At 39.7% G+C, this 26069-nt stretch carries 22 protein-coding genes; 21 read left to right on the top strand and 1 reads right to left on the bottom strand.

Annotated elements, in window-relative coordinates; translation table 11 throughout:
* Positions 1-11: 11 nt before the first annotated feature.
* The 12 genes from ABX891_RS16245 to ABX891_RS16190 all read left to right on the top strand — a co-directional run bounded on the left by ABX891_RS16245 (position 12) and on the right by ABX891_RS16190 (position 16427).
* On the top strand, positions 12-686 hold the full coding sequence (locus tag ABX891_RS16245; RefSeq protein ID WP_165742885.1) for a DUF2461 domain-containing protein: 675 nt from the start codon (positions 12-14) through the stop codon (positions 684-686).
* Between the two features lie 86 nt (positions 687-772).
* The gene (prlC, locus tag ABX891_RS16240) at positions 773-2812 is read left to right on the top strand and encodes an oligopeptidase A (protein WP_165742886.1); all 2040 of its coding nucleotides are present in this window, start codon (positions 773-775) and stop codon (positions 2810-2812) included.
* Between the two features lie 139 nt (positions 2813-2951).
* Entirely contained in the window at positions 2952-4130 is a 1179-nt protein-coding gene (locus tag ABX891_RS16235; RefSeq protein ID WP_309168198.1) for a response regulator transcription factor, read from the top strand.
* 57 nt (positions 4131-4187) lie between these two features.
* Positions 4188-4943 carry a class I SAM-dependent methyltransferase gene (locus ABX891_RS16230; RefSeq protein WP_354630010.1) on the top strand — a complete coding sequence of 252 codons (756 nt, stop codon included), beginning with the start codon at positions 4188-4190 and terminating at the stop codon, positions 4941-4943.
* A gap of 224 nt (positions 4944-5167) precedes the next feature.
* Positions 5168-5800 (top strand): TnsA endonuclease N-terminal domain-containing protein, encoded by a 633-nt coding sequence (locus ABX891_RS16225; RefSeq protein WP_354630008.1) that lies wholly within the window; start codon positions 5168-5170, stop codon positions 5798-5800.
* Positions 5797-5952, top strand: coding sequence for a hypothetical protein (locus ABX891_RS16220; RefSeq protein ID WP_354630006.1), 156 nt, complete (start codon positions 5797-5799; stop codon positions 5950-5952). Before ABX891_RS16225 ends, ABX891_RS16220 begins: the two co-directional genes overlap by 4 nt.
* Before the next feature lie 47 nt (positions 5953-5999).
* Entirely contained in the window at positions 6000-6854 is an 855-nt protein-coding gene (locus tag ABX891_RS16215; RefSeq protein WP_354630004.1) for a carbohydrate kinase family protein, read from the top strand.
* Between the two features lie 227 nt (positions 6855-7081).
* Positions 7082-10021 (top strand): SusC/RagA family TonB-linked outer membrane protein, encoded by a 2940-nt coding sequence (locus ABX891_RS16210; protein ID WP_354630002.1) that lies wholly within the window; start codon positions 7082-7084, stop codon positions 10019-10021.
* Positions 10022-10054: 33 nt separating this feature from the next.
* Positions 10055-11764 (top strand): RagB/SusD family nutrient uptake outer membrane protein, encoded by a 1710-nt coding sequence (locus tag ABX891_RS16205; RefSeq protein WP_354630000.1) that lies wholly within the window; start codon positions 10055-10057, stop codon positions 11762-11764.
* Positions 11765-11814: 50 nt separating this feature from the next.
* The gene (locus ABX891_RS16200) at positions 11815-13152 is read left to right on the top strand and encodes a sugar porter family MFS transporter (protein WP_354629998.1); all 1338 of its coding nucleotides are present in this window, start codon (positions 11815-11817) and stop codon (positions 13150-13152) included.
* Positions 13139-15151: a glycoside hydrolase family 32 protein gene (locus tag ABX891_RS16195; protein ID WP_354629996.1), complete on the top strand. Its 2013-nt coding sequence runs from the start codon at positions 13139-13141 to the stop codon at positions 15149-15151. The genes ABX891_RS16200 and ABX891_RS16195 overlap by 14 nt, the downstream gene beginning before the upstream one ends.
* Before the next feature lie 52 nt (positions 15152-15203).
* The gene (locus ABX891_RS16190) at positions 15204-16427 is read left to right on the top strand and encodes an oligosaccharide MFS transporter (protein ID WP_354629994.1); all 1224 of its coding nucleotides are present in this window, start codon (positions 15204-15206) and stop codon (positions 16425-16427) included.
* Here the strand turns inward: ABX891_RS16190 and ABX891_RS16185 are convergent.
* Complete coding sequence (locus ABX891_RS16185; RefSeq protein ID WP_354629993.1) at positions 16399-17394, bottom strand: LacI family DNA-binding transcriptional regulator; 996 nt, start codon at positions 17392-17394, stop codon at positions 16399-16401. The genes ABX891_RS16190 and ABX891_RS16185 overlap by 29 nt on opposite strands.
* A 479-nt stretch (positions 17395-17873) precedes the next feature.
* Between ABX891_RS16185 and trmJ the strand changes: the two genes are divergently transcribed.
* The 9 genes from trmJ (at position 17874) to ABX891_RS16140 (ending at position 25876) form a co-directional block, all read left to right on the top strand.
* Positions 17874-18599, top strand: a complete 726-nt coding sequence (gene trmJ, locus ABX891_RS16180; protein ID WP_002958423.1) for a tRNA (cytosine(32)/uridine(32)-2'-O)-methyltransferase TrmJ — start codon at positions 17874-17876, stop codon at positions 18597-18599.
* A gap of 237 nt (positions 18600-18836) precedes the next feature.
* On the top strand, positions 18837-19328 hold the full coding sequence (gene iscR, locus ABX891_RS16175) for a Fe-S cluster assembly transcriptional regulator IscR (protein WP_002958424.1): 492 nt from the start codon (positions 18837-18839) through the stop codon (positions 19326-19328).
* Positions 19329-19352: 24 nt separating this feature from the next.
* Positions 19353-20570, top strand: a complete 1218-nt coding sequence (locus tag ABX891_RS16170) for an IscS subfamily cysteine desulfurase (RefSeq protein ID WP_002958425.1) — start codon at positions 19353-19355, stop codon at positions 20568-20570.
* A 41-nt stretch (positions 20571-20611) separates the two neighbouring features.
* Positions 20612-20995, top strand: a complete 384-nt coding sequence (gene iscU / locus ABX891_RS16165; RefSeq protein ID WP_002958426.1) for a Fe-S cluster assembly scaffold IscU — start codon at positions 20612-20614, stop codon at positions 20993-20995.
* 12 nt (positions 20996-21007) lie between these two features.
* Positions 21008-21331: an iron-sulfur cluster assembly protein IscA gene (gene iscA / locus ABX891_RS16160; RefSeq protein ID WP_002958427.1), complete on the top strand. Its 324-nt coding sequence runs from the start codon at positions 21008-21010 to the stop codon at positions 21329-21331.
* Between the two features lie 82 nt (positions 21332-21413).
* Positions 21414-21941: a co-chaperone HscB gene (gene hscB / locus ABX891_RS16155; protein ID WP_002958428.1), complete on the top strand. Its 528-nt coding sequence runs from the start codon at positions 21414-21416 to the stop codon at positions 21939-21941.
* Positions 21942-21982: 41 nt separating this feature from the next.
* On the top strand, positions 21983-23845 hold the full coding sequence (hscA, locus tag ABX891_RS16150) for a Fe-S protein assembly chaperone HscA (protein ID WP_002958429.1): 1863 nt from the start codon (positions 21983-21985) through the stop codon (positions 23843-23845).
* 11 nt (positions 23846-23856) lie between these two features.
* Positions 23857-24195, top strand: a complete 339-nt coding sequence (gene fdx, locus ABX891_RS16145; protein WP_002958430.1) for an ISC system 2Fe-2S type ferredoxin — start codon at positions 23857-23859, stop codon at positions 24193-24195.
* Positions 24196-24448: 253 nt separating this feature from the next.
* Positions 24449-25876, top strand: a complete 1428-nt coding sequence (locus tag ABX891_RS16140) for an NAD-dependent succinate-semialdehyde dehydrogenase (RefSeq protein WP_354629989.1) — start codon at positions 24449-24451, stop codon at positions 25874-25876.
* Positions 25877-26069: the final 193 nt, after the last annotated feature.

Below are 26069 nucleotides of genomic sequence, written 5' to 3'. Positions count from 1 at the left end.
TTAGGTGACCTATGTTTAGTAAAAAAACATTCGAATTTCTTGCTCTGCTTGATCAAAACAATAATAGAGACTGGTTTAACGACCATAAATCACAGTATGAGGAATACGTAAGAGAGCCCGCTTTAGATTTCATTAGGCAAATGCAAGCACCACTTGCTGAGGTTTCTAGCCATTTTGTCGCATCAGATAAAAAAGTCGGCGGTAGTTTAATGAGAATCCATAAAGACGCGCGTTTTAGTAAAGATAAAACCCCATATAAAATTAATGTAGGAATTCAATTTCGCCATTTTATGGGAAAAGACGTACATGCCCCTGGTTTTTATTTTCACTTAGCAAATGACGAATGTTTTGTAGGTGCTGGTATTTGGCGACCAGAATCAAAGGCGCTTAATGCAATTAGAACCTGCATAGATGAAAACCCAAATAGCTATAAAAAAGCAATTTATGATGAGCAATTTAAATCTATTTTTGAAATGTCAGGAGAGTCGCTAAAACGCCCACCAAGAGGTTTTGAAAAAGAGCACCCATTAATAAATGAGCTCAAGCGAAAAGACTTTATAGCTATTAGCCCGCTGACTCAAAAGCAAGTATGTAGCAATAATTTAGTTGATACGGTACTAGAGCGTTATAAAGTGGCTGACTCATTAATGGGTTATTTGTGTTTTGCTCTGGAGCAACCCTATTAAAATTACACAACTTAAAAGCAGTTGAGTTGTTTTTTTACTTTTAGACCCAATTTAAAACGTAATGCATTAACGCAAAGAGAGTATTTATGAGCAACCCATTAATTGGCCTTGAAGGCTTACCACCATTTTCAAAAATAAAGCCTGAGTATGTAGTACCCGCACTAAAAGACGGTATTGAGCTTTGTCGTAAAGCCATTGATGACGTGTTAGCTAAAGGTTCGTACACGTGGGATGACTTAGTATTACCCCTTGAAGAAGCTGACGATAAATTATCGCGCATGTTTTCCCCTGTATCGCATTTAAATTCAGTAATGAATAACGACGAATTACGTGAAGCTTACGAGCAGTGCTTACCGTTAATATCTGAATATTCAACATTTGTAGGTCAGCATCAAGGTTTATACAACGCGTATAATACGCTTTATAACAGCGACGAATTTAAAACGCTGACTACAGCACAGCAGAAAACAATTACTAATGCGCTGCGTGATTTTAAATTATCGGGTATTGCTTTAGCGCCAGAACAACAAAAACGCTATGGTGAAATAAGCGCACGTTTATCTGAGCTTGCCTCAAAATTTGGCAACAATGTAATGGATGCGACTTTAGCGTGGCACAAGCATATTACTGATGAGAGCGACTTAGCTGGCTTGCCAGAATCAGCTCTTGCACTTGCAGCCGACACCGCAAAAAGTAAAGAATTAGATGGCTGGTTATTTACACTCGATTTTCCATCATATTTACCAATAATGGCTTACGCAGATAACCGCGAACTACGCAGGGAAACCTACACTGCGTTTTCTACGCGCGCATCAGATCAAGGCCCTAACGCCGGTGAGTTTGATAACTCAGATATTATGAGAGAGGAGCTTGCGCTTCGTCATGAACTTGCACAGTTACTAGGATTCAACAGCTACGCTGAAAAGTCACTCGCGACTAAAATGGCAGAGTCACCAGAACAAGTATTCTCATTTTTAGAAGACCTAGCGGCTAAATCAAAACCACAAGCAGAGCAAGAAGTGGCCGAGCTAAAAGCGTATGCTGAACAAAAACACGGTATTTCTGAATTAGAAGCATGGGATTTTGGTTACTACAGCGAAAAGCTTAAGCAAGAAAAGTATGCAATTTCAGACGAAGTACTACGTCCTTACTTCCCTGCAAATAAAGTATTAAGTGGATTATTCGAAACCGTTAATCGCTTATTTGGTATTAGCGTAAAAGAAGTTACTGATTTTGATACTTATCATAAAGATGTGCGCTTTTTTGAAATTGTAGATAGTAGCAATACGCTTCGTGGGCGCTTTTATCTAGATTTATATGCACGCGACCACAAACGTGGTGGTGCGTGGATGGATGACTGTATGGGTCGTAAAGTACGTGCTAACGGCGAACTACAAACTCCAGTGGCTTATTTAGTGTGTAACTTTAATAAGGCGGTTGGCGATAAACCGGCGCTGTTTACTCATGACGAAGTAACTACTTTATTTCATGAGTTTGGTCATGGTATTCACCACATGTTGACACAAGTTGATGCAGCTCCTGTTGCGGGTATTAATGGTGTTGCATGGGATGCGGTAGAGCTTCCTAGTCAGTTTTTAGAGAACTGGTGTTATGACGAAGAAGCCCTGAGCTTTATTTCAGGTCATTATGAAACGGGTGAGCCGTTACCTAAAGAGTTACTTGATAAGTTACTTGCTGCTAAAAACTATAACTCAGGCGTACAAATGCTACGTCAAATTGAGTTTTCGTTATTCGACTTTAAAATCCATAACGATTACAAAGTGGGTGAGCAATGCCAAATTCAAGCAGTACTAAACGATGTACGTAGCCGCACATCAATCGTTAAACCGCCTGAGTTTAACCGTTTTCAAAATGGTTTTAGTCATATTTTTGCCGGCGGTTATAGTGCAGGTTACTATTCGTATAAATGGGCTGAAGTACTTTCTGCTGATGCATTTTCTAAATTTGAAGAAGAAGGTATTTTTAACGCTGAAACAGGGCAAGCCTTCATGCAAAATATTTTAGAAAAAGGCGGCAGTGAAGAGCCAATGGAATTATTTAAAAAGTTCCGTGGTCGTGAGCCAAATGTCGACGCGTTACTACGCCATAGCGGTATTGCTGTTTAAAAATTAATATTTAGCACAAATCAAATTAAAGCGCCTTAATGGCGCTTTTTTATTATTTTAAAATTATTATCTAATAATTTTTAGTAATTTCATCCTACCGTACTATGCTTTTAGCACACCTAATAAAATGGACTAAGGCATGGCAAAGTTGGTATTGGCAATTGATGACGACAAGTATGTTCATCATATAATTGAAGAGTCTTTAGCAGGGTTTTGTAAAATAATTCATGCAAAAGATGGCGATGAAGGATTAAGGCTAACCAATAAATACAACCCAGATATTATTTTACTCGATATTGAAATGCCAGGTATGTCAGGTTATGACGTATGTAAAACAATAAAGCAAAGTCAAAATACTCAGGATATTCCCGTTATGTTTCTCTCATCTAAAATAGAGCTAAGCGATCGGGTAAAAGGTTACAGCGTCGGCGCATCTGATTACATTACAAAACCTTTTAATGCAGAAGAGTTAATAGCGCGAATAAAGGTACTTTACGAATATAGGCAAAAATGCGCAAAACTAAAACTGGATATAGTCAAAGCGAATAAAACAGCTGAAATGGCAATGACAGAGTCAGGCGATATGGGGCGTATAATGCGCTACGTTGGACAAAGTTATCACGCTAATAACTTTCAATCGTTGAGTGAATACTTTTTTACCTTTTTTGCTCCTTTAAATTTAGATGTTGTGGTTGTGTTTTGGTATCAAGGAAAAGGTATTTTTTACAGCCAGCAAAGTGGTGTTTGCCCGTTAGAACAAGAGCTGCTTGAGCAACATCGAAATGCTCAACGATTTGTTGATATTGGTAGCAGCACTATCATTAATTATCCCAAAGTGTCCCTTTTGATAAAAAATATGCCAGTTGATAACGATGCTTTGTATGGGCGCTACAAAGATCTGTTCCCGCATATATTAGAAGTAACCAACGAGAAGGTTGTTACCATGGAAAGAAGCGAAAGCAGTTATGAGCAGGCAGCTCAAATAAGTACAGCCCTTCAAGATATTGTTAAGCAGTTAACTACTCAAAATGTAGAGCAAAACAAAAGTACTAAAGAGTTTATAGAGCAGCTACATGAACTTGACTGCGCTATTAAGCTACAACAAACACAAGCAAATCCTGCGGATCTCACTTTATATATATCTCAATTGGATCAAACAATGCAGTTATTTGTATCGGCTAATAGTGATTTAGCCTTTATCAAATATCAGCTTAAACAAGTTGCCGAAAGCCGCAATGAACTTATATCCAATTTACGTACTAAAGGGGAAGCCGCAAAGGTCAATGCGAATCATCATAGTGATATAGAGCTATTTTAGTGCTTTAAAGTAAAGCGGTTGATATACTACAGGCGTATTTTATCGTCGGAGTTTATTGTGGTTATTCAGTGTGCTTTTAAAGAGTTACGCCCTTATTTAAATGAATTAGAAACACGCTTTGGTTTAGCCCAATGGGCGCAAAATTGCAGTGGCTTTAGCTTACATTACGATGATAAAGGGTTAAGTCTATTTAAAACCGACGAGCCTAAACTGGGTGCAATTAACGTTGATTTTGTAACCGGTGCCGCCGCCCATAGGCGTAAGTTTGGCGGTGGTAAAGGGCAAGCAATTGCCAAAGCGGTGGGTTTAAATAAAGGCGCAACGCCTGTTGTACTTGATGCTACCGCAGGCCTTGGGCGAGACGGCTTTGTACTTGCCTCGCTAGGGTGCAAAGTCATATTACATGAACGTCATCCGGTTGTTGCAGCCCTTTTATACGATGGGTTAAAGCGAGCCTATAACGATATTGAAATTGGTGTGTGGATGAAAGAAAACATGAGCCTAATATTTGGCTCAAGCCATACTTTGCTCTCTCAATGCGAAAGCATGCCTGATGTTGTTTATTTAGATCCCATGTTCCCGCATCGCGAAAAATCAGCATTAGTTAAAAAAGAAATGCGCGTATTCCAAGAGCTAGTTGGTGCAGACAACGACGCTGACAACCTACTTGATTTTGCCTATCCACTTGCCAGTAAGCGTGTCGTTGTAAAACGCCCCGATTATGCGCCATTCTTAAACGAAAAAACCCCAAGTATGCAAATTAAAACCAAAAAGAACCGTTTTGATGTTTATGTAAAGGCGGCAATGGTTTAAGCATCAAAACAAATCGGCGTTATATCCCTAGAACTTATGTCGCTGAAACCATACTTTGACATAATACAACCATACTTCGACATAAAGCTTATTTAAAAAAATGTAACAAAAAACAAACCTATTTACTATCATGTGCTTATATTTTAATTTAAGCATAGTGTGACATAATCATTTTTTATTTGTATATTATGTATACGATAATAATAAAAACACTGGTTTAGCGCATGTATATACGTAACTTAAGAAAACCTTCCCCTAATAAAAATGTATTCAAATTTGCTAGCACTAAAGTTGGCGATGTAATTATGTGTGAAAGTACATTAGAGTTTAATGCTTGCTTTCATAATGAATATAACGATTTAATCGAAAGCTATGGTAGTCAACCAGAGGGTTTTAAGTATGGGTTCATGGGTAAAAGCTTGCCTTACACCCCTGACACGGTAGTCGTATACAAAGATAAACGTGTAAAATATCATGAGTATAAGTATGAAACAGAAACAGCTGAGCCTTTATTTAGAGAAAGGTTCTCTGCAAAAAGAGCCGCTTGTCTAAAAATGGGCGCTCAGTTGATTTTAGTAACTGAAAACCAGATTACAAAAGGACTTGCTTTGAATAACTTTAAGCTATTGCATCGATACTCGGGTGTTTACGGTATTAAAAATATTCAGAGTGAAATGCTTAATTTTATTAATAAATCAAGAGCAATAAACTTAGTTGGTGTAAAATCTCAATTTAATTTGTCAATTGGTGAAGAAGCACGGTCTTTTTTATATGCATTGCTTCATAAAGGTTTGTTGAAAGCAGATTTAGAGGATGATGATCTAAGTAATAACCCAACATTATGGGTTACACCATGACAGATTTTTTCGATGAATTTGATGAATCATTAGCGCCACTCAAACCGCAAACACCTACACGATATGTAAAATTAGATGACGCTAACTTAATCAAACGTGATTTGGATACTTTTTCAGATACTTTAAAAAACGAAGCGCTACAAAGATTTTAGAGCTTGGAGATAGCTAATCATCCAAAGCCTCAAGTTTTGGGGAGGTTTTGTGGGACTGCTTTGGAGAAACCAAGCGTTTGGGCGGTGCACCTTTAAATATGTGCTTTAGGGTAAAATCACTTGGAATTGATGCACAAATGATAAGCGCAGTTGGGGAGGATAGGTTAGGTAATGTTCTTCTTGATGAATTAAAAGAAAAACAATTGAGTACAGAGTACATTGCGGTGAGCCCACATAAAAATACGAGTACAGTCCTAGTGGCACTTGATAGTCACGGTTCTGCTAAATATGAAATTATATCGGATACCGCTTGGGATAATATTGTTTTAACGGATGAAATTATCAATAAAGTTGAATCAACAGAAATTTTTGTCTTTGGTAGTTTAATTGGCCGTACCGACACTTCATTAATGACTTTGAAGCAACTACTAGAACACGCGAAGTTTAAAGTGTTTGATGTAAATTTACGAGCTCCTCACTATCAACTTGAGAGCTTAATAGAGCTAATGAATAGCGCTGATTTTATCAAGCTAAATGATGAAGAACTATATGAAATAGCAAAAGGAATGGGGTGTAAACACCATTCACTAGAACAAAACTTAGCATTTATAGCAAAGCAAACCAACACAGAGTTTTTGTGCGTGACGAAAGGAAACCATGGTGCTTTATTATCGATTAGAGGTAAAAATTACTATAACTCAGGGTATCTAATCGATGTTGTGGATACTGTTGGCGCTGGTGATTCGTTTTTGGGGGCTTTAATTTATCAACTTTGCATTCAAAACGATCCGCAACAGGCGATTGATTTTGCTTGTGCTGCTGGAGCTATGGTGGCTCAGCAACTAGGAGCCACACCAAACATAACATATCAACAAATCCTAGAGTTTATTGAACCATGCTAGCGTATGGCGTTGTGATTAAAATTATACCTATTTTTAATAGAAAAGTTTGTTATTTATATTGAATAGATGTTTTTAAAATGTTAAAAAGACAACGTTGTTTATTTTGCTTGGTGTATTAAGCCAAGTAAAAACGATAAAGAAGATATTTTTTTACCCACAAAAGACAACGTTGTTTAATTGAACGCTGAAATCAACATCAATAAGTAAAATTAAAATGAGGACACACAATGCTCATATTTCACAAAACCAAACTGGCAGTAAGTGTAAGCACTATACTGCTGGGTTGTTCGTTGCCATTAAGTATTTTTGCCGCCGAACAGCAAAAAAATGAAATTATTCCTAATGATGGCATTGAAGTAATTGAAGTTTCATATGGTTATGGAAGTGTTAAAAAACAAGATTTAACAGGTGCAGTAAGTACAGTCGACCTTGATGATTTAGTAGACCAGCCTTCAGGTAATGTCATGCAAAATTTACAAGGAAGAATACCTGGATTACAAATCACCACCAACGGATCACCAGCGGCGACGGCAACGGTACGTATTCGCGGACAAGGGCTAGGACCTTTAGGTAATAACGACCCCCTTTATGTGATTGATGGAATTCCAACTAAATCGGGAATGCATGAACTCAATAGCCATGATATTGCAGATATACAGGTACTGAGAGACGCAGCAGCTGCAAGTATTTTTGGTGCTCGCTCTGGCAACGGGGTCATTGTTATCACCACCAAAAAAGGGAATGAGGGGCTTGATTTTAATTTTTCTTTCAATCAATCATATGATGATTTTAATTATGAGTTAAACCCATTAAATACTCAGCAAAGGGCACAAGTGGTCTGGCAGGCTGCAGTAAACGACGGGTCAAACCCAAATGCTGCAAGTTCTCTTTATACTTATGATTGGAATAATGATTTTAATAACCCTCAATTAAACAACGTTGTTTTTCCTGAGTTTACGGATGCTGCAAAGGTGCAACGCCCAGCTGACACAAACTGGTTTGATGAAGTTACGCGCTCTGCAAAAGTAACCGATCTTAACTTTTCAGTTTCAGGCGGTTCAGACAAAGCATCGATATACAGCTCACTCGGCTATTACAGCTCAGAAGGTGTCGTTGATGGCTCAGAGTTCGAACGAATAAGCTTTCGTGTTAATTCAGATTATCAATTAACAAATAAACTTAAGATTGGTGAAAACTTTATAGTGACTAACCAAGAGTCAAACTTGGTTAATGATCTGGCCGGTAACATTTTAAACTTGGCTATAGAGCAGCAATCTATCGTTCCTGTGTATAACGAGGAAGGAGGTTGGGGAGGACCTGTCCCTGGTGTAACTGACCGTGATAATCCAGTGCGATTAATTGAAATGAATCGAGACAACGTCAGTAGATTCAATAAATTAATGGGAAACATTTTTGTTGAATATGAAGCCGTAGAGGGCTTAACGTTAAAAAGCGCTATGGGTTTAGATTACGGGCAATATTATTTCAGAAACTATACCCGTGCTTTTCAAGCCGGTTCACTAAATTATGGTGATCAGCTTTCAGTCACAGATAATTGGAGTAGTAGTTTTAGTTGGACTAATACCGCCGAATATAAGCTTGATTTAGACGAAAATCACTTTACGTTTTTGCTCGGTACAGAACAAATAGATTATGAGTATGAAGGGGCTGTTGGTTTTGGTTCAGGCTTTGCATCTGATGATCGTGATTATGCCCATTTATCGCAAGCAACGGGCGATGTTCGTGTGGAAGGAGATGGTGATAAATGGTCTCTTAATTCTTATTTTGCGCGGATGGATTATAACTTTGATGACCGCTACTTAGCAGGCTTAACAATACGCCGTGATGGCTCATCTCGTTTTGGTAGTAATAACAATTATGGAAATTTCCCTGCCATTTCTGCGGGTTGGGTGATCAGCAACGAATCCTTCTATGATATTGAGTTTTTATCTACCTTGAAGCTTCGTGCTAGCTGGGGCAAAACAGGTAATCAGGAAATTCCTACCGATGCAACGTACACAACGTACTTAAGTCGTTATGCAACACAATCACTATTCACTGATCAGCAAGATGAAGGGACCGCTTATGATATAAGCGGTGCAAATGGCGGCACGCTTCCTTCTGGGTTTGTAAAAGCACAAACAGGGAATGACGACCTAAAGTGGGAAACATCAACACAAACAAACATTGGTCTTGATTTTGGTATGCGTTACGAAACCATATACGGCAGCATCGATTGGTTTGAAAAAACCACTGAAGATATTTTAACGTTAACCAATCCACTGGCAACATTAGGTGAAGGCGCTCAGCAATGGGTTAATGGTGGCACAATTGAAAACGCTGGTTTTGAGTTCCTTATTGGGTACGCCGATTACCTTACTTTTGATAGCTTAGATGGTGATATCGATGTTGATATTAGCTTTAACATTTCTTCTGCTAAAAATAAGGTGGTCTCATTACCTGAAGACGTTGTGAACTCATTTGGTGGTAATGGCGCTGATAAAACAATTGTTGGTCATTCAGTTAACTCTGTTTATGGCTATGTTGCCGATGGGTTATTTCAAAACCAAGATGAAATAGATGCTCATGCAGCACAATCGGGTGCGGGTTTAGGTCGAGTTCGTTGGAAAGACTTAGATGGTAATGGCGTGATTGATGAGAACGATCAAAGCTTTTTCGCAGATACCGATCCTGATTTTATGTATGGCTTGAATATGAATTTCAAATACAAAAATTGGGACTTCAACATGTTTTGGCAAGGTGTTGAAGGTGGTCAAATACGCAATGGTTGGCGTGGGTTTACTGACTTCACATCGTTAAATATAGGTTCTAACTATGGCGATCGCGTTCTTGATGCATGGTCGGTTAACAATACTGACAGTAATGTGCCTGCATTAACTTTAATTGATAACAATGGTGAAGGCCGTCAATCAAGTTTGTTTTGGGAAGATGGCAGCTATCTCAAGCTTCGTAACTTATCTATCGGTTATACACCTGACGAACAGTGGTTAAATCAATACGGTATTAGTTCTGCACGAATTTATTTGCAGGGAAGTAACTTATTGACCATTACGCCATCAGGGACGCTAAGCCAAGATCCTGAAACTCCAAACGGTAATTTTCCAATTCCAAAACGTATCACGTTAGGCGTGAACCTTTCTTTTTGATTTATTAAAACGACAACGATACGAGCACATTTTATGAATAAAATTAAAACACTATTTACAGCCGCTACACTCGCGCTTTCTTTAGCATCGTGTGGTGGTTCTGACCTTGATGTTGCCCCTTCAGGGGTATTAACTGAAGAGCAAGTTTCTAACAGTGAAAATGTAGATGCGTTGATTATTGCTGCCTACTCCTATCTAGGCAATGATCATTATACCGCGCCTAACTTTTTATGGCCGACAGGAAACTTACGCGCCGGAGACGCCCACAAAGGCGGTAATGGACCTGGTGATATTTTTGCTTATCATGCCTTGTCTTTATATCAGCCTATAGTGCCTGATATGGAGTCTTTCCCGCCAGATTTAATTGATTTGAACAACAAAAAGTGGGTACGAAATTACACCGGTATTTCAAGAGCAAACTCAGCATTAGCGGTAATCGCAAATGCGCCAGACGCCATTGAAAACAGTGCTGAAAAACAATCCGAACTGCGGTTTATTCGCAGTATTTTCTACTTTGATTTAAAAATACATCATAAGCATATCCCGTGGATTGATGAAACAATGACACAAGATCAAATTCTTACCACTACCAATAGTGAGCTGAGCGATCAAGAACTATGGGATAAAATTGCCGCAGATTTTGAGTTTGCTGCAAACAACTTACCACAAACCCAAGAAGATGTAGGGCGCGCGTCAGCATTATCAGCTAAGGCATATTTAGCTAAAACATTGCTCTACCAAGCGTATGAGCAGAATGAGCTACATGAAGTTATCAATATTAATAAAGATAAACTTGTAAAAGTAGTGGCCCTAGTTGATGAAATTGAAGAGGCCGGCGTCTATGGCTTATTTGATGATTACGCGAATAACTTTTTGTTTGAAAGTGAGAATGGTAAAGAGTCAGTTTTTGCTATTCAGCGCTCTCTAAATGACGGCTCTCCAGATGGACGTGGTAGCTGGCCGAGTGCATTAAATGCGCCAATGGCTGGTGGTTTTGGTTGTTGTGGTTTTCATGTACCAACAGAAAATTTCGTTAATGCGTTTAAAACAGATCAACAAGGTTTGCCGTTATTCGACTCTTTTAACGACTTTAACTACGACATGACGACAGACTCAGTTGACCCTCGCCTAGATCACACTGTGGCAATGGAAGGTAAACCATTTAAGTATGACGAAAACTTAATTCATGGCGGTGATAGTTGGGCACGTGCCCCTGGTATTTATGGCAACTTTACGGCAATGAAAGATCTTGAACACCCTGACTGTAGTTGTCGTGGTGAGAATGGCCCTTTTCCTACCTTTTCATTAAATACACCGCTCATTCGTTACGCTGAAGTATTGCTTTGGAAAGCAGAAGCATTAATTGAGTTAGATAGGTATGACGAAGCATTGCCAATCATTAACCGTATTCGTGAGCGCGCTAAACACAGCACCGATAAATTACACAACGCGAGTATTTATAACATTGGCCTGTATACAAGTTTTGATTCTAAAGAACAAGCAAGAGCGGCACTGCGTTTTGAGCGACGTTTAGAATTAGGGCTTGAAGGACATCGCTTTTTTGACTTAGTGCGTTGGGGAATAGCAAAAGAAACGATTGATAGTTACTTAGCGATTGAAGCTGTACGCAAACCTTATTTGGTCGATGCTATTTTCACTAAAGGTAAACATGAGTATTTACCTATTCCGAACCAGCAGATGATTTTAAGTGGTGGGTCGTACACACAAAACCCAGGTTATTAATAGTGGTGGGTTTCGGCCCACCTTTTAATCGTTAAGTTTTAAGAGTGATTATGAAAAAAATTATTTATTGGTCAGTCACCGTTGCCGTTGCTGGTTTTTTATTCGGCTTTGATACAGCAGTTATATCCGGTGCGGATAAACCTATTCAAGCGTTATGGAATACGAGCTCGTTATTTCATGGCTTATTTATTATGTCTTCCGCTTTATGGGGAACACTACTGGGTGCTTTAACCGGTAATTACCCATGTGATAAGTGGGGTAGAAAACCCACATTGGTTTTAGTTGGGGTGTTGTTTTTAATTTCGGCACTTGGCTCCGCCATGGCGCCTGAAGCCTATAGTTTTGCCTTATTACGGTTTATTGGTGGCGTGGGAGTAGGGATTTCTTCAATTGTTGTACCTGCTTATATTTCTGAGATTGCGCCTGCTAAGTTCCGTGGGCGTTTGGTCGCGCTTTATCAGTTTCAAATTGTATTTGGTATTTTAGTTGCGTTTGTTTCTAATTTTTTAATTGCAGGAACATCAGCAATTGACTGGCGTTTAATGTTAGGCGTGGAGGCAATACCGGCCTTAGCTTATTTATTAATGATCATTAAGGCACCTGAAAGCCCACGTTGGTTAGTGCAAAAGAAAAACGAAAAAGCTAAAGCGCGTTCAATCTTAGTGACTTTAGGTGAACAAAACCCAGACCAAGTATTAAATGACATTGAACGCGACAAGTTACAAAACAGTCAATCAAAGCTATTTGGTGGTAGTTACAATAAGGCGGCTTTATTTGCATTTTTATTTGCCGCATTTAATCAATTATCTGGCATCAACTTTATTATTTATTATGCACCGCGCGTATTTGAACTTGCAGGATTGGATGTAAATCAATCCTTACTTTCAGGCGCTGGGATTGGCGTGGTTAATTTATGTTTTACCATGCTGGGTTTATCTTTGATTGATAAGTTTGGCCGCCGTTCGCTGATGTACATTGGCTCAATTGGCTACGTTATTTCCCTTTCGGTAGTGGCGTGGGCGTTTAGTACGGATTCTGGTGGTTTAACGGTTGTAGCGTTTGTATTTGTGTTTATTGCCGCTCATGCCATTGGCCAAGGTACCGTTATTTGGGTTTTCATTGCAGAAATATTCCCTAACAAAGTACGTTCAAAAGGGCAGTCTTTGGGCTCCGGTACACATTGGTTTTTTGCCGCAGCAATTACTTTACTTATGCCATTTTTCCTAGAACGTTTTAGTGCCACTGAAGTATTCACTTTCTTTACTTTAATGATGTTGGCGCAGCTGGTTTTTGTTGCGTGGTTTATGCCAGAAACAAAAGGACGTTCTTTAGAAGCAATTTCATTAGATACCAATAATAAGCATGGAGTATTAGATGCGAACCGTTAATTTAGTAGTAATTTCATCATTTTTGGCAGCCTGTAGCATGACAAACCCAACTGAACACACGGCCCTAAAGGGGGCAGATAAACCGAGCAAAGAGGCGTTTCGACCTGCTTTTCATTTTACTCCTAAAAAGCATTGGATGAACGATCCTAATGGTATGGTTTACTACCAAGGCGAATATCATCTGTTTTACCAGCATAATCCTGACTCATCGGTATGGGGGCCAATGCATTGGGGACATGCAATTAGTAAAGATATGGTTAATTGGAAACATCAAGAAATTAAGTTGTTTCCTGATGAGCACGGTACTATCTTCTCTGGCAGTGCGGTGGTTGATTGGCAAAATAGCAGCGGCTTTGGCAGTAAAGAAAACCCACCATTAGTGGCTATATTTACCTATCATGATGATAAAAAGGCGGCACAGGGAGCGATTGATTTTCAAACGCAAGGCATAGCATATAGCACCGATAAAGGCCGTACATGGATAAAATACGCTAATAATCCGGTATTAAAAAACCCTGGGATCCGCGACTTCCGTGACCCTAAAGTAAGTTGGCATGAAGATACCCAGCAATGGGTTATGGTATTAGCGCAAGATGATCATATTGGCTTTTACAGCTCAAAAGATTTAAAAACATGGCAATTTGAAAGTAACTTTGGCGCTGATTGGGGCAGTCATGCAGGTGTATGGGAATGTCCAGATCTTATTCGCGTGCGTATTGAAGGTACCGACGAATATAAATATGTTCTATTAGTGAGTATCAACCCTGGCGCGCCAAATGGCGGCTCTGGTACACAATACTTTGTTGGCGATTTTGACGGTGAAAAATTTGTATTAGATAGCGATTATCAAAAAATGCTTACAGGTACGCCAGCTGCCTTTCCCGAGGGGCTCGACTTTTCTAACTTCAAAAATGGTTTAAAAAATTGGCAAGTATCGGGTGAAGCATTTCATATAGTAAATGATCAACCTACAAATACCATTGCCAGTTCTTTTAAAGGCTCGGATGAGGCAATTGGCACCTTAACCTCAAAATCATTTGCGATCGACCATGATTTTATTAACTTTAAAATTGCAGGCGGAAAGCATCACAATAGTACCGCAATACAGTTGTTAGTTAATGGTGAAATAGTTAAAACTGCAAGTGGTAATAATACAGGGACTATGACCGAGCGTTCATGGAACGTGAGTCAATTAAAAGGCCAGCAAGCTTATATTAAAGTGGTAGACAATGAACGAGGTGATTGGGGACATATAAAAATTGCTGATATTGTATTTTCAGACAAAGCAGCAACAGAAAAATATGAACCTTCAATATGGTTAGATTACGGCACTGATAATTATGCTGGTGTAACTTTCTCTGATGTTCAAGACGGTAGAAACTTATTTATGGGGTGGATGAGTAACTGGCAATACGCAAACCAAGTACCAACTGAGGTATGGCGCAGCGCAATGACGATTCCTAGAGAGTTAAAGTTATTGCAAACGCCAGCAGGCGTGCGTTTGGCATCTCAACCGGTTAAAGAGTTAGGTAGTTTACTGAGTAACACACAACAAAAGGCAACCTTAACTGGCGCAAATAGCTATCAGTTAGATGAGCTTTTTACTATTGAACCTGGACAATTTAAGGTGAGCTTTAGTATAGCGAACTCTGAACAAGTTACTGATATCGTGCTTAGCTCTGATACGGGTGAATATACTAAGCTGCAGCTAAACCCAGCTAAAGGACAACTAATACTTGACCGTAGACAATCAGGTTTAAAAGACTTTGAAGATGGGTTTGCATCTTTACAAACTGCGCCATTACAAAAAGGACTTGAATATTACGATGTTGATATATGGGTAGATAAAGCGTCGGTAGAAGTATTTGTAAATAAGGGGGTTAGCTCTATGACCTCGATTGTTTTTCCAACCTCTCCTTACAATAAAATACAAGTCAGTGCTGAGCAGCCTTTGTCGCTTAGTGACGTAAAGTTAAATAATATAGCAATAGAAAAATAACTTCCAAAATGACTCTATATTATTATAGAGTCATTAATCTTTCTCCAAGGCTATGCGATATATGAGTAGCAATTATCGACTCTTAAGTGTCATTTTCTTTGTCTATTTTATGGCATGGTCTTTTTCATTTTCATTTTTTCCTATTTGGCTTAGTCAGGAGGTAGGCCTCAACAGTGCTAAAGTAGGGGTTATCTTTAGTATCAATTCCATCATGGCTTTACTCGTGATGCCTTGCTATGGAATTTTGCAAGATAAACTCGGTTTACAAAAAACACTGCTTTACTTCATTGCATTTTTCATAATGTTGATTGGTCCATTTGTCAGTTATGTATACGCACCCTTACTACAAACGCAGTTTTATCTGGCTGCCATTTTTGGCGGTGCTGTTTTTTCATGTGCATTTTTGGCTGGAGTAGGGACGCTTGAAAGTTATATTGATAAACAAAGTCGGTCCACGAATTTTGAATTTGGTAAAGCTCGAATGTGGGGGTCACTAGGTTGGGCCATGGCAAGCTACTTTGCCGGTTTATCCTTTAATTTATCCCCTAGTTTAAATTATTGGTTATCAAGTATTGCGGCGGTTTGCTTAATGGGGTTATTAGCCTTTGTTAAGGTCGCAAAAAATCAGCCCGAAATAGCGCCTTCTCGAACTTTTTCTCCCGTGCAACAGCTCAAAGCATTTTTTAAAATCGCAGGATTGTGGCGTTTAAGTGTATTTGTGATCGGTGTTAGTTGTATTTATGCGGTATTTGATCAGCAATTTGCTATTTATTACACCTCTTTTTTTGACACCCGAGAGCAAGGTCGAGAGTTTTTTGGCTATTTAACTTCAGCGCAAGTTATTCTTGAAGCGGCTATTTTGTATTTAGCTGTAAAATGGGTGAATTATATGGGCGTTAAAAATTCGTTGCTGTTAAGTGGTGTATTGATGGCGATACGAATATATTGCTCTGGGATTGTTAATGACTCTATCAGCATTAGTGTATTAAAATTGTTACATGCAATTGAGTTACCGCTGATGTTAATTGCATTGTTTAAATATATAAATATGCACTTTGAAGCTCGTTATTCAGCCATGATCTATATCATTGGTTTTCAATTTACTACGCAATTGATGGCGTCAATGTTAGCCGTCGCAGTAGGCGTTGTGTATGATCATCTAGGCTTTGCGTTAGCCTACCAGTATTTGGGTTTGATTATCTGTGTGTTTATCGTATTATCGTTTTTTACATTAAAGGCAGATGCAATTAAAACGAATCACGAGCAATCAATTTAAATGGTAAGTGGTGGTGAACAATATCAGTGCGCTGCTCTATAAGATATTCCATTGCCCAACGTCCCATTGCATGATGGGGTAATGCCATGGTAGTTAAATTCGGTTGTAATAATTGTGGAATACTGCCCCAATCATCAAAACTTGCTATACCAATATCTTTACCAACGATCATTCCTTTATCATGCACAACAAAGTAAATTTCCAGCGCCATGGGGTCTTGACCACATATAATTGCATCAGGTTTAAACTCGTCTATCACTCGCGCCGCAGATTCTCTCGAAGTAGAAATATCACTACCATCGGCTTGACAAATAATAACCGATTCAATGAGTAAATCATCGAGTGGTAAGCCATGCTTTTTAAATGAATTTATAACGCCTTGTTTGCGACCTTTGGCAGCAATTATATGCTCATTTAAGTTTAAGAAAGCAATTCGGCGATAGCCTTTGCATATTAAAGCATCGGTAATATCTTCACCGGCTTGCTGTTCATCAGGTACTACACAAGGGAAATTATTCAAAGCAGGAAAACAGTTCGCTAAAATTGTTGGTATTTTTTTTAGTTCATCAGCTATGGCAACTTGGCGATGGTACATTGCCGAATAGATAACGCCCTCTACGCGATACTCTAAAAGGCTTTCTATAGCTCTGTCTATACTCGCTTGGGTTTCGTTAACATTGAGGATCAACAGTTCTTTATTTTTCTGCCACGCAATTTCTTGGGCACCACGAATAATATCAAAAGTATAAGGAACACTAAGCAGTTCATCAGCAATAATTGCGTAAATGTTTGAGTTTTTACGTCGCGTTAAACTTGCCGCACGATTAGGACGATAACCTAATTCTTTTATCGCTTTAAGAACTTTCTCGCGGTTAATATCTTTGACTGTTGGATCATTATTGACCACTCGCGATACAGTTTTGAATGAAACACCTGCGTGGACAGCGACTTGCTTAATTGTAACCATACTAGAATAAGACCCTCTCTGGATAAAAACAGTATAACAGCAGATTGCACTTTATTTATATGTTTTTGTTAAGGTTTGAGTTGTCGTTGTTATCTAAAGATAAACTTATTCAGAGGCTTACTTTTAAGTTATTGAGGCGAATTATACTCATGATGTAATAGCATTGGCTAAACCTAGTAAGCCGAAAATGTAATACCAAGCGTTGATATAATAGCTTAAAACATTAGCTCATCAGATTATAGATTGAGCAGTAATAGTTATTTTATTTTTATGTCACTCTATGGTTGTATTTTATGTCAGTGAATGATTGCAGATTATTTGTGCTATAGATATAAACTTTGTTTGCAGCGACAAATTTACCCATGTAAGAATCGTTATATTGGCTTGGATCTTAGGATCTAGCCTTTTGAATCTAGGATCTTATTACATTTTCATGTTAGAATTTGCGCAATTTTTTTGCATAGCAAAGTAGCACAGTAATGATCTTAGATGATATTCGCATTGTTTTAGTTAACACGTCACATTCGGGCAATATTGGTTCGGCGGCTCGCGCCATGAAAACCATGGGTTTATCAAAGCTTTATTTAGTTGATCCTGCTTGTGAAATAGACAGCCAAGCAAGTGCTTTAGCTGCAGGCGCAACTGATGTTTTAGGCAATGCAGTTATTGTAGGTACTGTTGAAGAAGCTATCGCTGACTGTACATTAACAATTGGCACAAGTGCGCGTTCTCGTACGCTTTCGTGGCCAATGGTTGAACCACGTGAATGTGGTGAAAAACTCGTTGCTGAAGCTGTAAATGGTCCTGTAGCGCTAGTATTTGGTCGTGAAAACAGCGGCTTAACTAATGAAGAATTACAGCTTTGTAATTACCACGTATGTATTCCTGCTAATCCAGAGTACAGCTCGCTTAATTTAGCTATGGCCGTACAAACACTTAGTTACGAAACACGTATGGCGTTTTTAAATCAACAACCTAAAAAGGTTGAAGAAGACGATGCTGTTTACCCAAGCTCAAAACAAACAGAGCTGTTTTATGAGCACCTTGAAGAGACGCTTTTCAAAACAGGCTTTATTATCAAACAGCACCCTGGTTTAGTTATGACTAAATTACGTCGTTTATTTAACCGAGCTCACCCTGAAGATGCCGAAATGAATATTTTACGCGGTATTCTCACCTCAATTAATAAGTCTATCCCTAAGTAACTTAGGTATAGCTATTAGTTATAAAAACCAATGGGTAAATAACTAGCTAATACTTGACTAAAATACTCAGGTAATTACAATGGCTGTAATACTTGACCAAAGAGGTCAAGTATTGAAAGTTTGTTAACTCTACAATTTAAAAAGTAAGAGTTTATAAATCAAATTTTTATCAAGTGATAATACTTGACTAATTTACTCTGGTAATTAAAATTTGCACTCTTTTGTGCAGGGGGCGTTATGAAGTTAACATCAAAAGGCAGATATGCCGTTACAGCTATGCTGGATGTTGCACTACACACAGGTGTAGGTCCTGTAGCCCTTGCTGATATTTCACAAAGACAAGAAATTTCTTTGTCTTACCTTGAACAATTATTTGCTCGTTTACGTAAAAATGGCCTAGTAAGTTCTGTTCGTGGACCTGGTGGTGGTTATTTACTAGGGCGTGAAGCGGGCGTTATCTCTGTTGGCGATATTATTAGCGCCGTAGACGAATCGGTCGATGCAACACGTTGCCAAGGTGCCGATACCGGCTGTCAGAGTGGTATGCGTTGTTTAACACATAATTTGTGGTCAGACTTAAGCGCACGCATAGAAGAATTTTTGAATAATATTACCCTTGCTGAATTGGTGGAAAAATCAGATGTGAAAGAAATAGCATCGCGCCAAGATAACAGTATCAATAATGCAATTAAGCAGTTGGAAAACATTCAAGTAAGCTGTCAACTTTAAGGTTGACCTGCAGCGGAGAGAGAAATGAAGTTACCGATTTATTTAGATTACGCAGCGACCACGCCTGTTGATGAACGTGTTGCTAAAGAAATGATGCAGTGCCTGACAATGGACGGTAAGTTTGGTAATCCTGCGTCACGCTCACACCGTTTTGGTTGGCAAGCAGAAGAAGCTGTTGACCAAGCGCGTACAGATATTGCTGATTTAATTAATGCAGACCCACGTGAAATTGTTTTCACATCGGGTGCAACAGAATCAAATAACCTTGCTATTAAAGGTGCAGCACAGTTTTACAAGAAAAAAGGTAAGCACGTTATTACCGCTAAAACTGAGCATAAAGCTGTAATCGACACATGTCGTGAGCTTGAGCGCCAAGGTTTTGAAGTAACTTACATGGACGTTGAAGAAAACGGCCTACTTGATTTACAAAAACTTGCCGACACAATGCGTGACGACACAGTACTTGTAAGCATCATGCACGTTAATAACGAGCTAGGTGTAATTCAAGATATCGCGACTATTGGCGAAATGTGTCGCGAACGTAAAATTATGTTCCACGTAGATGCAGCGCAAAGCGCGGGCAAAGTATTAATCGACGTGCAACAGCTTAAAGTTGATTTTATGTCGTTCTCTGCACATAAAGTGTATGGCCCTAAAGGTGTTGGTGCACTTTACGTTCGTCGTAAACCACGTGCTCGCCTTGAAGCGCAAATGCACGGTGGCGGACATGAACGCGGTATGCGCTCTGGTACACTAGCAACTCACCAATTAGTGGGTATGGGTACTGCGTTTAAAATTGCTAAGCAAGATTTCGAAAAAGATCACGCACACATCAGCGCCTTACGTAATCGTTTAATCGACGGCATTATGGCTGATATGGACGAAGTATACTTTAACGGCACACAAGACCAATCAGTACCGGGTATTGTAAACATCAGCTTTAACTTTGTTGAAGGTGAGTCGTTACTTATGGCAGTAAAAGACATTGCAGTATCGTCAGGTTCAGCCTGTACATCTGCAAGCTTAGAGCCTTCTTATGTATTACGTGCACTTGGCCGTAACGACGAATTAGCACATAGCTCAATTCGTTTTAGTATTGGTCGCTTTACTACCGAAGAAGAGATTGATTACACCGTCGAATTAATGAAAAACTCTATCGGTCGCCTACGTGAGATGTCTCCACTTTGGGAGATGCATCAAGAAGGTATTGATTTAGATTCAGTTGAATGGGCTCACCACTAATAGTGTGAGCACATACCCTAGCAGGTAATGAGGATAGAATAATGGCTTATAGTGATAAAGTAATCGACCACGTAGAAAACCCACGTAACGTAGGTACTCTAGATAAGAACGATCCGTCAGTGGCAACGGGTATGGTAGGCGCACCAGCATGTGGTGACGTAATGAAACTGCAAATTAAAGTATCTGCCACTGGCGTTATTGAAGATGCAAAATTCAAAACCTACGGTTGTGGTAGCGCAATTGCTTCTTCTTCACTTGTAACAGAGTGGGTTAAAGGCAAAACGCTAGACGAAGCAGCGACAATTAAAAACACTGATATCAGTGCAGAGCTTGAGTTGCCACCAGTGAAAATCCACTGTTCAATTTTAGCCGAAGACGCAATTCAAGCAGCAATTGCAGACTACAAAAGCAAACAAGCGAAGTAAGAAGAGAAACTCATGGCAGTGACATTGACAGATGCGGCAGCAAACCGCGTACAATCATTTTTAGCAAACCGCGGTAAAGGTTTAGGCCTGCGCGTTGGCATTAAAACGACGGGCTGTTCAGGTCTTGCTTATGTACTTGAGTTTGTTGACGATTTAAACGAAGACGATGAAACTTTTGCGGCTAAAGGTGTCACCTTAATTGTTGACGCTAAAAGCTTAGTTTACATCGATGGCACAGAGCTCGACTACACTAAAGAAGGCTTAAATGAAGGGTTTAAATTTAATAACCCGAATCAAGCAGATGAGTGTGGTTGTGGCGAAAGCTTTACCGTTTAAGCTTTAAATATCTTTGTAGTATAAATAAGCCCTGCCAGTTAATGTAGGGCTTTGTTATTTCTGAATATTATTGGTTGAAGTTATGCGTTACTTTGAATTATTTGCAGTCCCCGTTGATTACAATATTGATTTAGCAACGGTTAACAAGCACTACTTGGAATTACAGCGTACTGTACATCCCGATCGCCACGCGAATGCGAGCAGCCGCGATAAGTTAATGGCTGTGCAAAGCACCGCCGAAATTAACGATGCGCTACAAACATTAAAGCACCCAGTAAAACGTGCTGAATATATGTTGAGCGAGCTAGGCGTTGATATTCGTGCAGAGCAGCAAACCTTGCAAGATCCAATGTTTTTAATGCAGCAAATGGAACTTCGCGAAGAACTTGAAGAGCTAACATCAGCTAGCGATCCTGATACCGCCATTGCGAATTTTGAAAAACAAATTAAGCAATTAAACGCGCAATACAGTGCACAACTTGCTGAGCAATTAGCAAGTAACGATGAGCAGCAATATCAACTTGCCGCAGATAATATTCGTAAACTGAAGTTTGTTTATAAGTTACGTGAAGAACTAGAGCGTATCGAAGACAGTTTATTTGACGATTAATTACTTGCTGCAAAGCGAGCAACACGAGTTTAAAGAGCATTATGGCATTATTGCAAATTGCTGAGCCGGGGCAAAGCGCGGCACCACACGAACATAAACTAGCAATTGGTATTGACCTTGGTACAACTAATTCATTAGTTGCAACAGTGCAAAGTGGCGAAGCCCGCACGTTAACTGATGATCTTGGCGCGGCTATGTTACCGTCGGTTGTTCGTTATCAAGCAGGCGGTATTACTGTTGGCGCAGAAGCTGCACAAGCAGCAACGCAAGACCCTGCTAACACACTTATTTCGGTTAAGCGTTTTTTAGGTAAAACTCAGGCTGAAATAGAGCAAAGTTATGGGCAACTACCGTATGAATTTTGTGAGCACAATGGTGCGCTAGCAATAGAAACTGCGGCAGGTAAAATTAGTCCAATTAAAGCATCAAGCCATATTTTAGCTGCATTAAAAGCACGAGCTGAGCAAAGTTTTGGCAACCAAGAAATTTTAGGGGCTGTAATCACAGTACCAGCGTACTTTGATGACGCACAGCGCCAAAGTACTAAAGATGCCGCAGAGCTTGCTGGTATTAACGTACTACGTTTATTAAATGAACCAACAGCAGCAGCAGTCGCTTATGGTTTAGATTCAGGTCAAGAAGGTATTATTGCTGTTTATGATTTAGGCGGTGGTACGTTCGATATATCAGTACTTAGATTACACCAAGGTGTGTTTGAAGTAATGGCAACCGGTGGCGACTCTAGCCTCGGCGGCGATGACTTTGATTCGCTCCTTGTTGATTACTTTAAGCAGCAAACAGGTGTGTCAGCATTATCACCTTCAGTTTTACGTTTATTTATCAATAAAGCAAAAGCGTGTAAAGAAGCATTAAGCCAATACGCTAAAGTAAACGTGGGCCTTGAGTTTGACGATCAAAAATACACCGTTGAAGTAACGCGCGAAACGTTTGATGAAATGGCTATGCCACTAATTAAAAAAACGCTGCGCTCGTGTCGTCGTGCTGTAAAAGATGCTGGCATTGAAAATGAAGAAGTGCTGCAAGTTATTATGGTAGGCGGTTCAACCCGTATGCCATTGGTACGTAGCCAAGTACAAAGCTTTTTTGATAAAGAGCCGCTAACTTCAATCGATCCTGATCGTGTTGTAGCCTTAGGTGCCGCGCTTCAAGCCGACGTGTTAATTGGCAATAAGCCCGATTCTGACATGTTATTGCTTGATGTATTACCGTTATCGCTAGGCCTTGAAACGATGGGTGGTTTGGTTGAAAAAATCATTCCGCGTAATACAACGATTCCGGTAGCACGCGCACAAGAATTTACAACGTTTAAAGACGGTCAAACAGCCATGTCATTACATGTGCTGCAAGGTGAGCGTGAGCTTGTTGATGATTGTCGATCGCTTGCTAAGTTTAGCTTAAAAGGTATTCCACCAATGGCGGCAGGCGCTGCGCATATTCGTGTAACCTTTAAAGTTGATGCTGATGGCCTATTAAGTGTTTCAGCTATGGAAAAATCAACAGGTGTACAAGCTGAGATTCAAGTTAAGCCTTCGTTTGGTTTATCTGATGACCAAGTAGCTAACATGCTAAAAGAATCAATGAGCAACGCTAAAGGCGACATGCAAGCGCGTATGCTTAAAGAGCAGCAAGTAGAAGCGTTGCGCGTAATAGAAGCGCTTAACGCATCACTTGAAGCCGATGGTGCATTACTTGACGATATGCAACTAGCTAACTTACGCGCTGAAATTGCAGAACTGGTAAAAGTGCGCGAAAATGCACAAGAGCCTGGCGAAATTAAAGCAGCTATCGAAAAAGTCGATAATGCGAGTAGCGACTTTGCATCGCGTAGAATGGATGCATCAATTAAAAAGGCCCTTACAGGGCAGTCAGTAGACAACATTTAAGAGAGATTAGAATGCCACAAATTGTTTTTCTTCCACATCCTGAATTATGTCCTGACGGCGCTGCAATTGAAGCTCCTACAGGTCAAACGGTACTCGACGCTGCGCTTAAAAATGGTATCAGCATTGCGCACGCTTGTGAAAAATCGTGTGCATGTACTACGTGTCATTTAGTGATTCGTGAAGGATTTGACTCACTTGAAGAGAGTGATGAGCTAGAAGACGACATGCTAGATAAAGCATGGGGTTTAGAGCCTGAGTCACGCCTTGGTTGCCAAGCAATTATAAGAGATGAAGACCTAGTGGTTGAAATACCTAAGTACAATCTCAATATCGTTAATGAAGAGCATTAGTTTTTAACGATATACTTTTAAAAGCCGCTGTTTGATACAGCGGCTTTTTTGTTTGTGAATTGTAGGCGTGACGAGCAAAGCTCGTAAGTTATTTTGTAGGCAAGCAAAGCTTGCTGGCGTTATGTGTTTTAACTCTAGGTTATAAATATAGAAGCTGCGCTTCTCACGTAAGCAAAGATCCTAAAATGTTAGCCTTGGCTCTATGCCACGCATTAAAAGCTAACACCTTAAAACGTAATTTTGGAGGTTTATTTTGAGTAATCTTATTTTTTCTGACTCATTTATTAACGGCGAATTTTATAAAACTGATACGCGCTTTAGCGTTAACGATCCCGCTACCGAAAAAAGTATTGTTGAAGTAAGTGATATTGACGAGCAGGGTGTAAATAGCGCAATAAGCGCAGCTCAAGGGGCTTTTGTTAAGTTAAAAACGACAAATGCCACTGAGCGAAGCGAAACGTTGATGCGCTGGTATGACCTAGTTATAAAGCACAAGCAAACACTTGCAGAGCTGATGACCAAAGAGCAAGGTAAACCACTCAAAGAATCCCTTGGTGAGATTGATTACGGTGCAGGTTTTATCAAATGGTTTGCAGAAGAAGCCAAACGTAGTTACGGAGATGTTATTCCGCCAACAGATGACTCGCATCGTTTAACTAGCTTTAAGCAGCCTGTCGGTGTTGTAGCTGGTATTACGCCGTGGAACTTTCCTGTTGCTATGGTTACTCGTAAAGTAGCTCCAGCTTACGCTGCGGGCTGTAGCTTTATACTTAAACCTTCTGAACATACGCCACTATGCGCTATCGCACTTGCTTATCTGGCCGATCAAGCTGGTTTTGTTAAAGGTGCATTTAATGTACTGGTTTCACAAGATGCCAAAACAGTAGGTAAAATGCTGACTGACTCAGAAATCGTGCGTAAGTTTACATTTACCGGCTCTACCGGTGTAGGTAAGCAGTTGCTGTCGCAATGTGCAGACACAATTAAACGCACCTCGATGGAGCTTGGCGGCAATGCGCCTTTTATCATTTTTGATAATGCCGACTTAGATGAAGCTGTTGAAGGGCTAATGGCGGCTAAATTTAGAAATAGTGGGCAGGCATGTGTTGCTGCAAACCGTATCTTTATACAGCGTAATATTCTCGACAAAGTACTGTCAAAAATCACGCCTAAGGTTGCAGCGTTAAAAGTGGCAAATGGTTTTGAAGACGATGTTGATATTGGTCCACTCATTTACCCTAAAGCCAAAGAGAAAGTGCAACAGTTAGTACAAGACGCACTCGATAAGGGCGCGACGCTGATTGGCGATAATAGTGACTTAGGTGGCAGCTTTCAAAATCCATTAATAGTAAACAATGTCACCACAGAAATGGATATTTACCACGAAGAGGTATTTGGTCCGGTATTGACGGTTATTCCTTTTGATGAAGAAAGTGAAGTGCTTGCGCTTGCTAACGATGTACCATTTGGCCTAGCAGCCTATTTTTACAGCCAAAATATTAAGCAAATTTACCGAGTTAGTGAAGGGCTTGAATTTGGTATGGTCGGCGTTAATGAAGGTGTTATATCAAACCCAGTAGCGCCTTTCGGTGGCGTTAAACAATCTGGTTTGGGCCGAGAAGGTGGGCATCAAGGGCTGGATGAGTACCTAGAAGAAAAATACGTGTGTATTAAAATATAACGACAGTTAAGTATACGAGCGCGAATTTACTTCGCGCTCTTTTATGACGTTAATATGGCAGATATATGAACTTTACCTTTTACTGTTGCTACCCAAAGCACTAAATGCTACCTTTGGAGCCATATTTTTTGTTAATAAAACAACATAAAAAAACAAATAAAAAGTAAAAGGATTTCTATAAGTAGAAATAACC

It is taken from the genome of Pseudoalteromonas sp. NCIMB 1079 (genome assembly GCF_040567695.1).
Lineage (GTDB): Bacteria > Pseudomonadota > Gammaproteobacteria > Enterobacterales > Alteromonadaceae > Pseudoalteromonas > Pseudoalteromonas distincta.
This window is presented reverse-complemented; position numbering and strand designations above follow the sequence as displayed.

Coding starts and splice junctions, on each gene's coding strand:
- iscA (WP_002958427.1), top strand. CDS start 21,008: ATGGCAGTGACATTGACAGATGCGGCAGCAAACCGCGTACAATCATTT.
- ABX891_RS16245 (WP_165742885.1), top strand. CDS start 12: ATGTTTAGTAAAAAAACATTCGAATTTCTTGCTCTGCTTGATCAAAAC.
- ABX891_RS16200 (WP_354629998.1), top strand. CDS start 11,815: ATGAAAAAAATTATTTATTGGTCAGTCACCGTTGCCGTTGCTGGTTTT.
- trmJ (WP_002958423.1), top strand. CDS start 17,874: ATGATCTTAGATGATATTCGCATTGTTTTAGTTAACACGTCACATTCG.
- ABX891_RS16185 (WP_354629993.1), bottom strand. CDS start 17,394: ATGGTTACAATTAAGCAAGTCGCTGTCCACGCAGGTGTTTCATTCAAA.
- iscR (WP_002958424.1), top strand. CDS start 18,837: ATGAAGTTAACATCAAAAGGCAGATATGCCGTTACAGCTATGCTGGAT.
- hscB (WP_002958428.1), top strand. CDS start 21,414: ATGCGTTACTTTGAATTATTTGCAGTCCCCGTTGATTACAATATTGAT.
- ABX891_RS16170 (WP_002958425.1), top strand. CDS start 19,353: ATGAAGTTACCGATTTATTTAGATTACGCAGCGACCACGCCTGTTGAT.
- ABX891_RS16220 (WP_354630006.1), top strand. CDS start 5,797: ATGACAGATTTTTTCGATGAATTTGATGAATCATTAGCGCCACTCAAA.
- ABX891_RS16225 (WP_354630008.1), top strand. CDS start 5,168: ATGTATATACGTAACTTAAGAAAACCTTCCCCTAATAAAAATGTATTC.
- iscU (WP_002958426.1), top strand. CDS start 20,612: ATGGCTTATAGTGATAAAGTAATCGACCACGTAGAAAACCCACGTAAC.
- ABX891_RS16205 (WP_354630000.1), top strand. CDS start 10,055: ATGAATAAAATTAAAACACTATTTACAGCCGCTACACTCGCGCTTTCT.
- ABX891_RS16195 (WP_354629996.1), top strand. CDS start 13,139: ATGCGAACCGTTAATTTAGTAGTAATTTCATCATTTTTGGCAGCCTGT.
- ABX891_RS16190 (WP_354629994.1), top strand. CDS start 15,204: ATGCGATATATGAGTAGCAATTATCGACTCTTAAGTGTCATTTTCTTT.
- fdx (WP_002958430.1), top strand. CDS start 23,857: ATGCCACAAATTGTTTTTCTTCCACATCCTGAATTATGTCCTGACGGC.
- ABX891_RS16235 (WP_309168198.1), top strand. CDS start 2,952: ATGGCAAAGTTGGTATTGGCAATTGATGACGACAAGTATGTTCATCAT.
- ABX891_RS16210 (WP_354630002.1), top strand. CDS start 7,082: ATGCTCATATTTCACAAAACCAAACTGGCAGTAAGTGTAAGCACTATA.
- prlC (WP_165742886.1), top strand. CDS start 773: ATGAGCAACCCATTAATTGGCCTTGAAGGCTTACCACCATTTTCAAAA.
- hscA (WP_002958429.1), top strand. CDS start 21,983: ATGGCATTATTGCAAATTGCTGAGCCGGGGCAAAGCGCGGCACCACAC.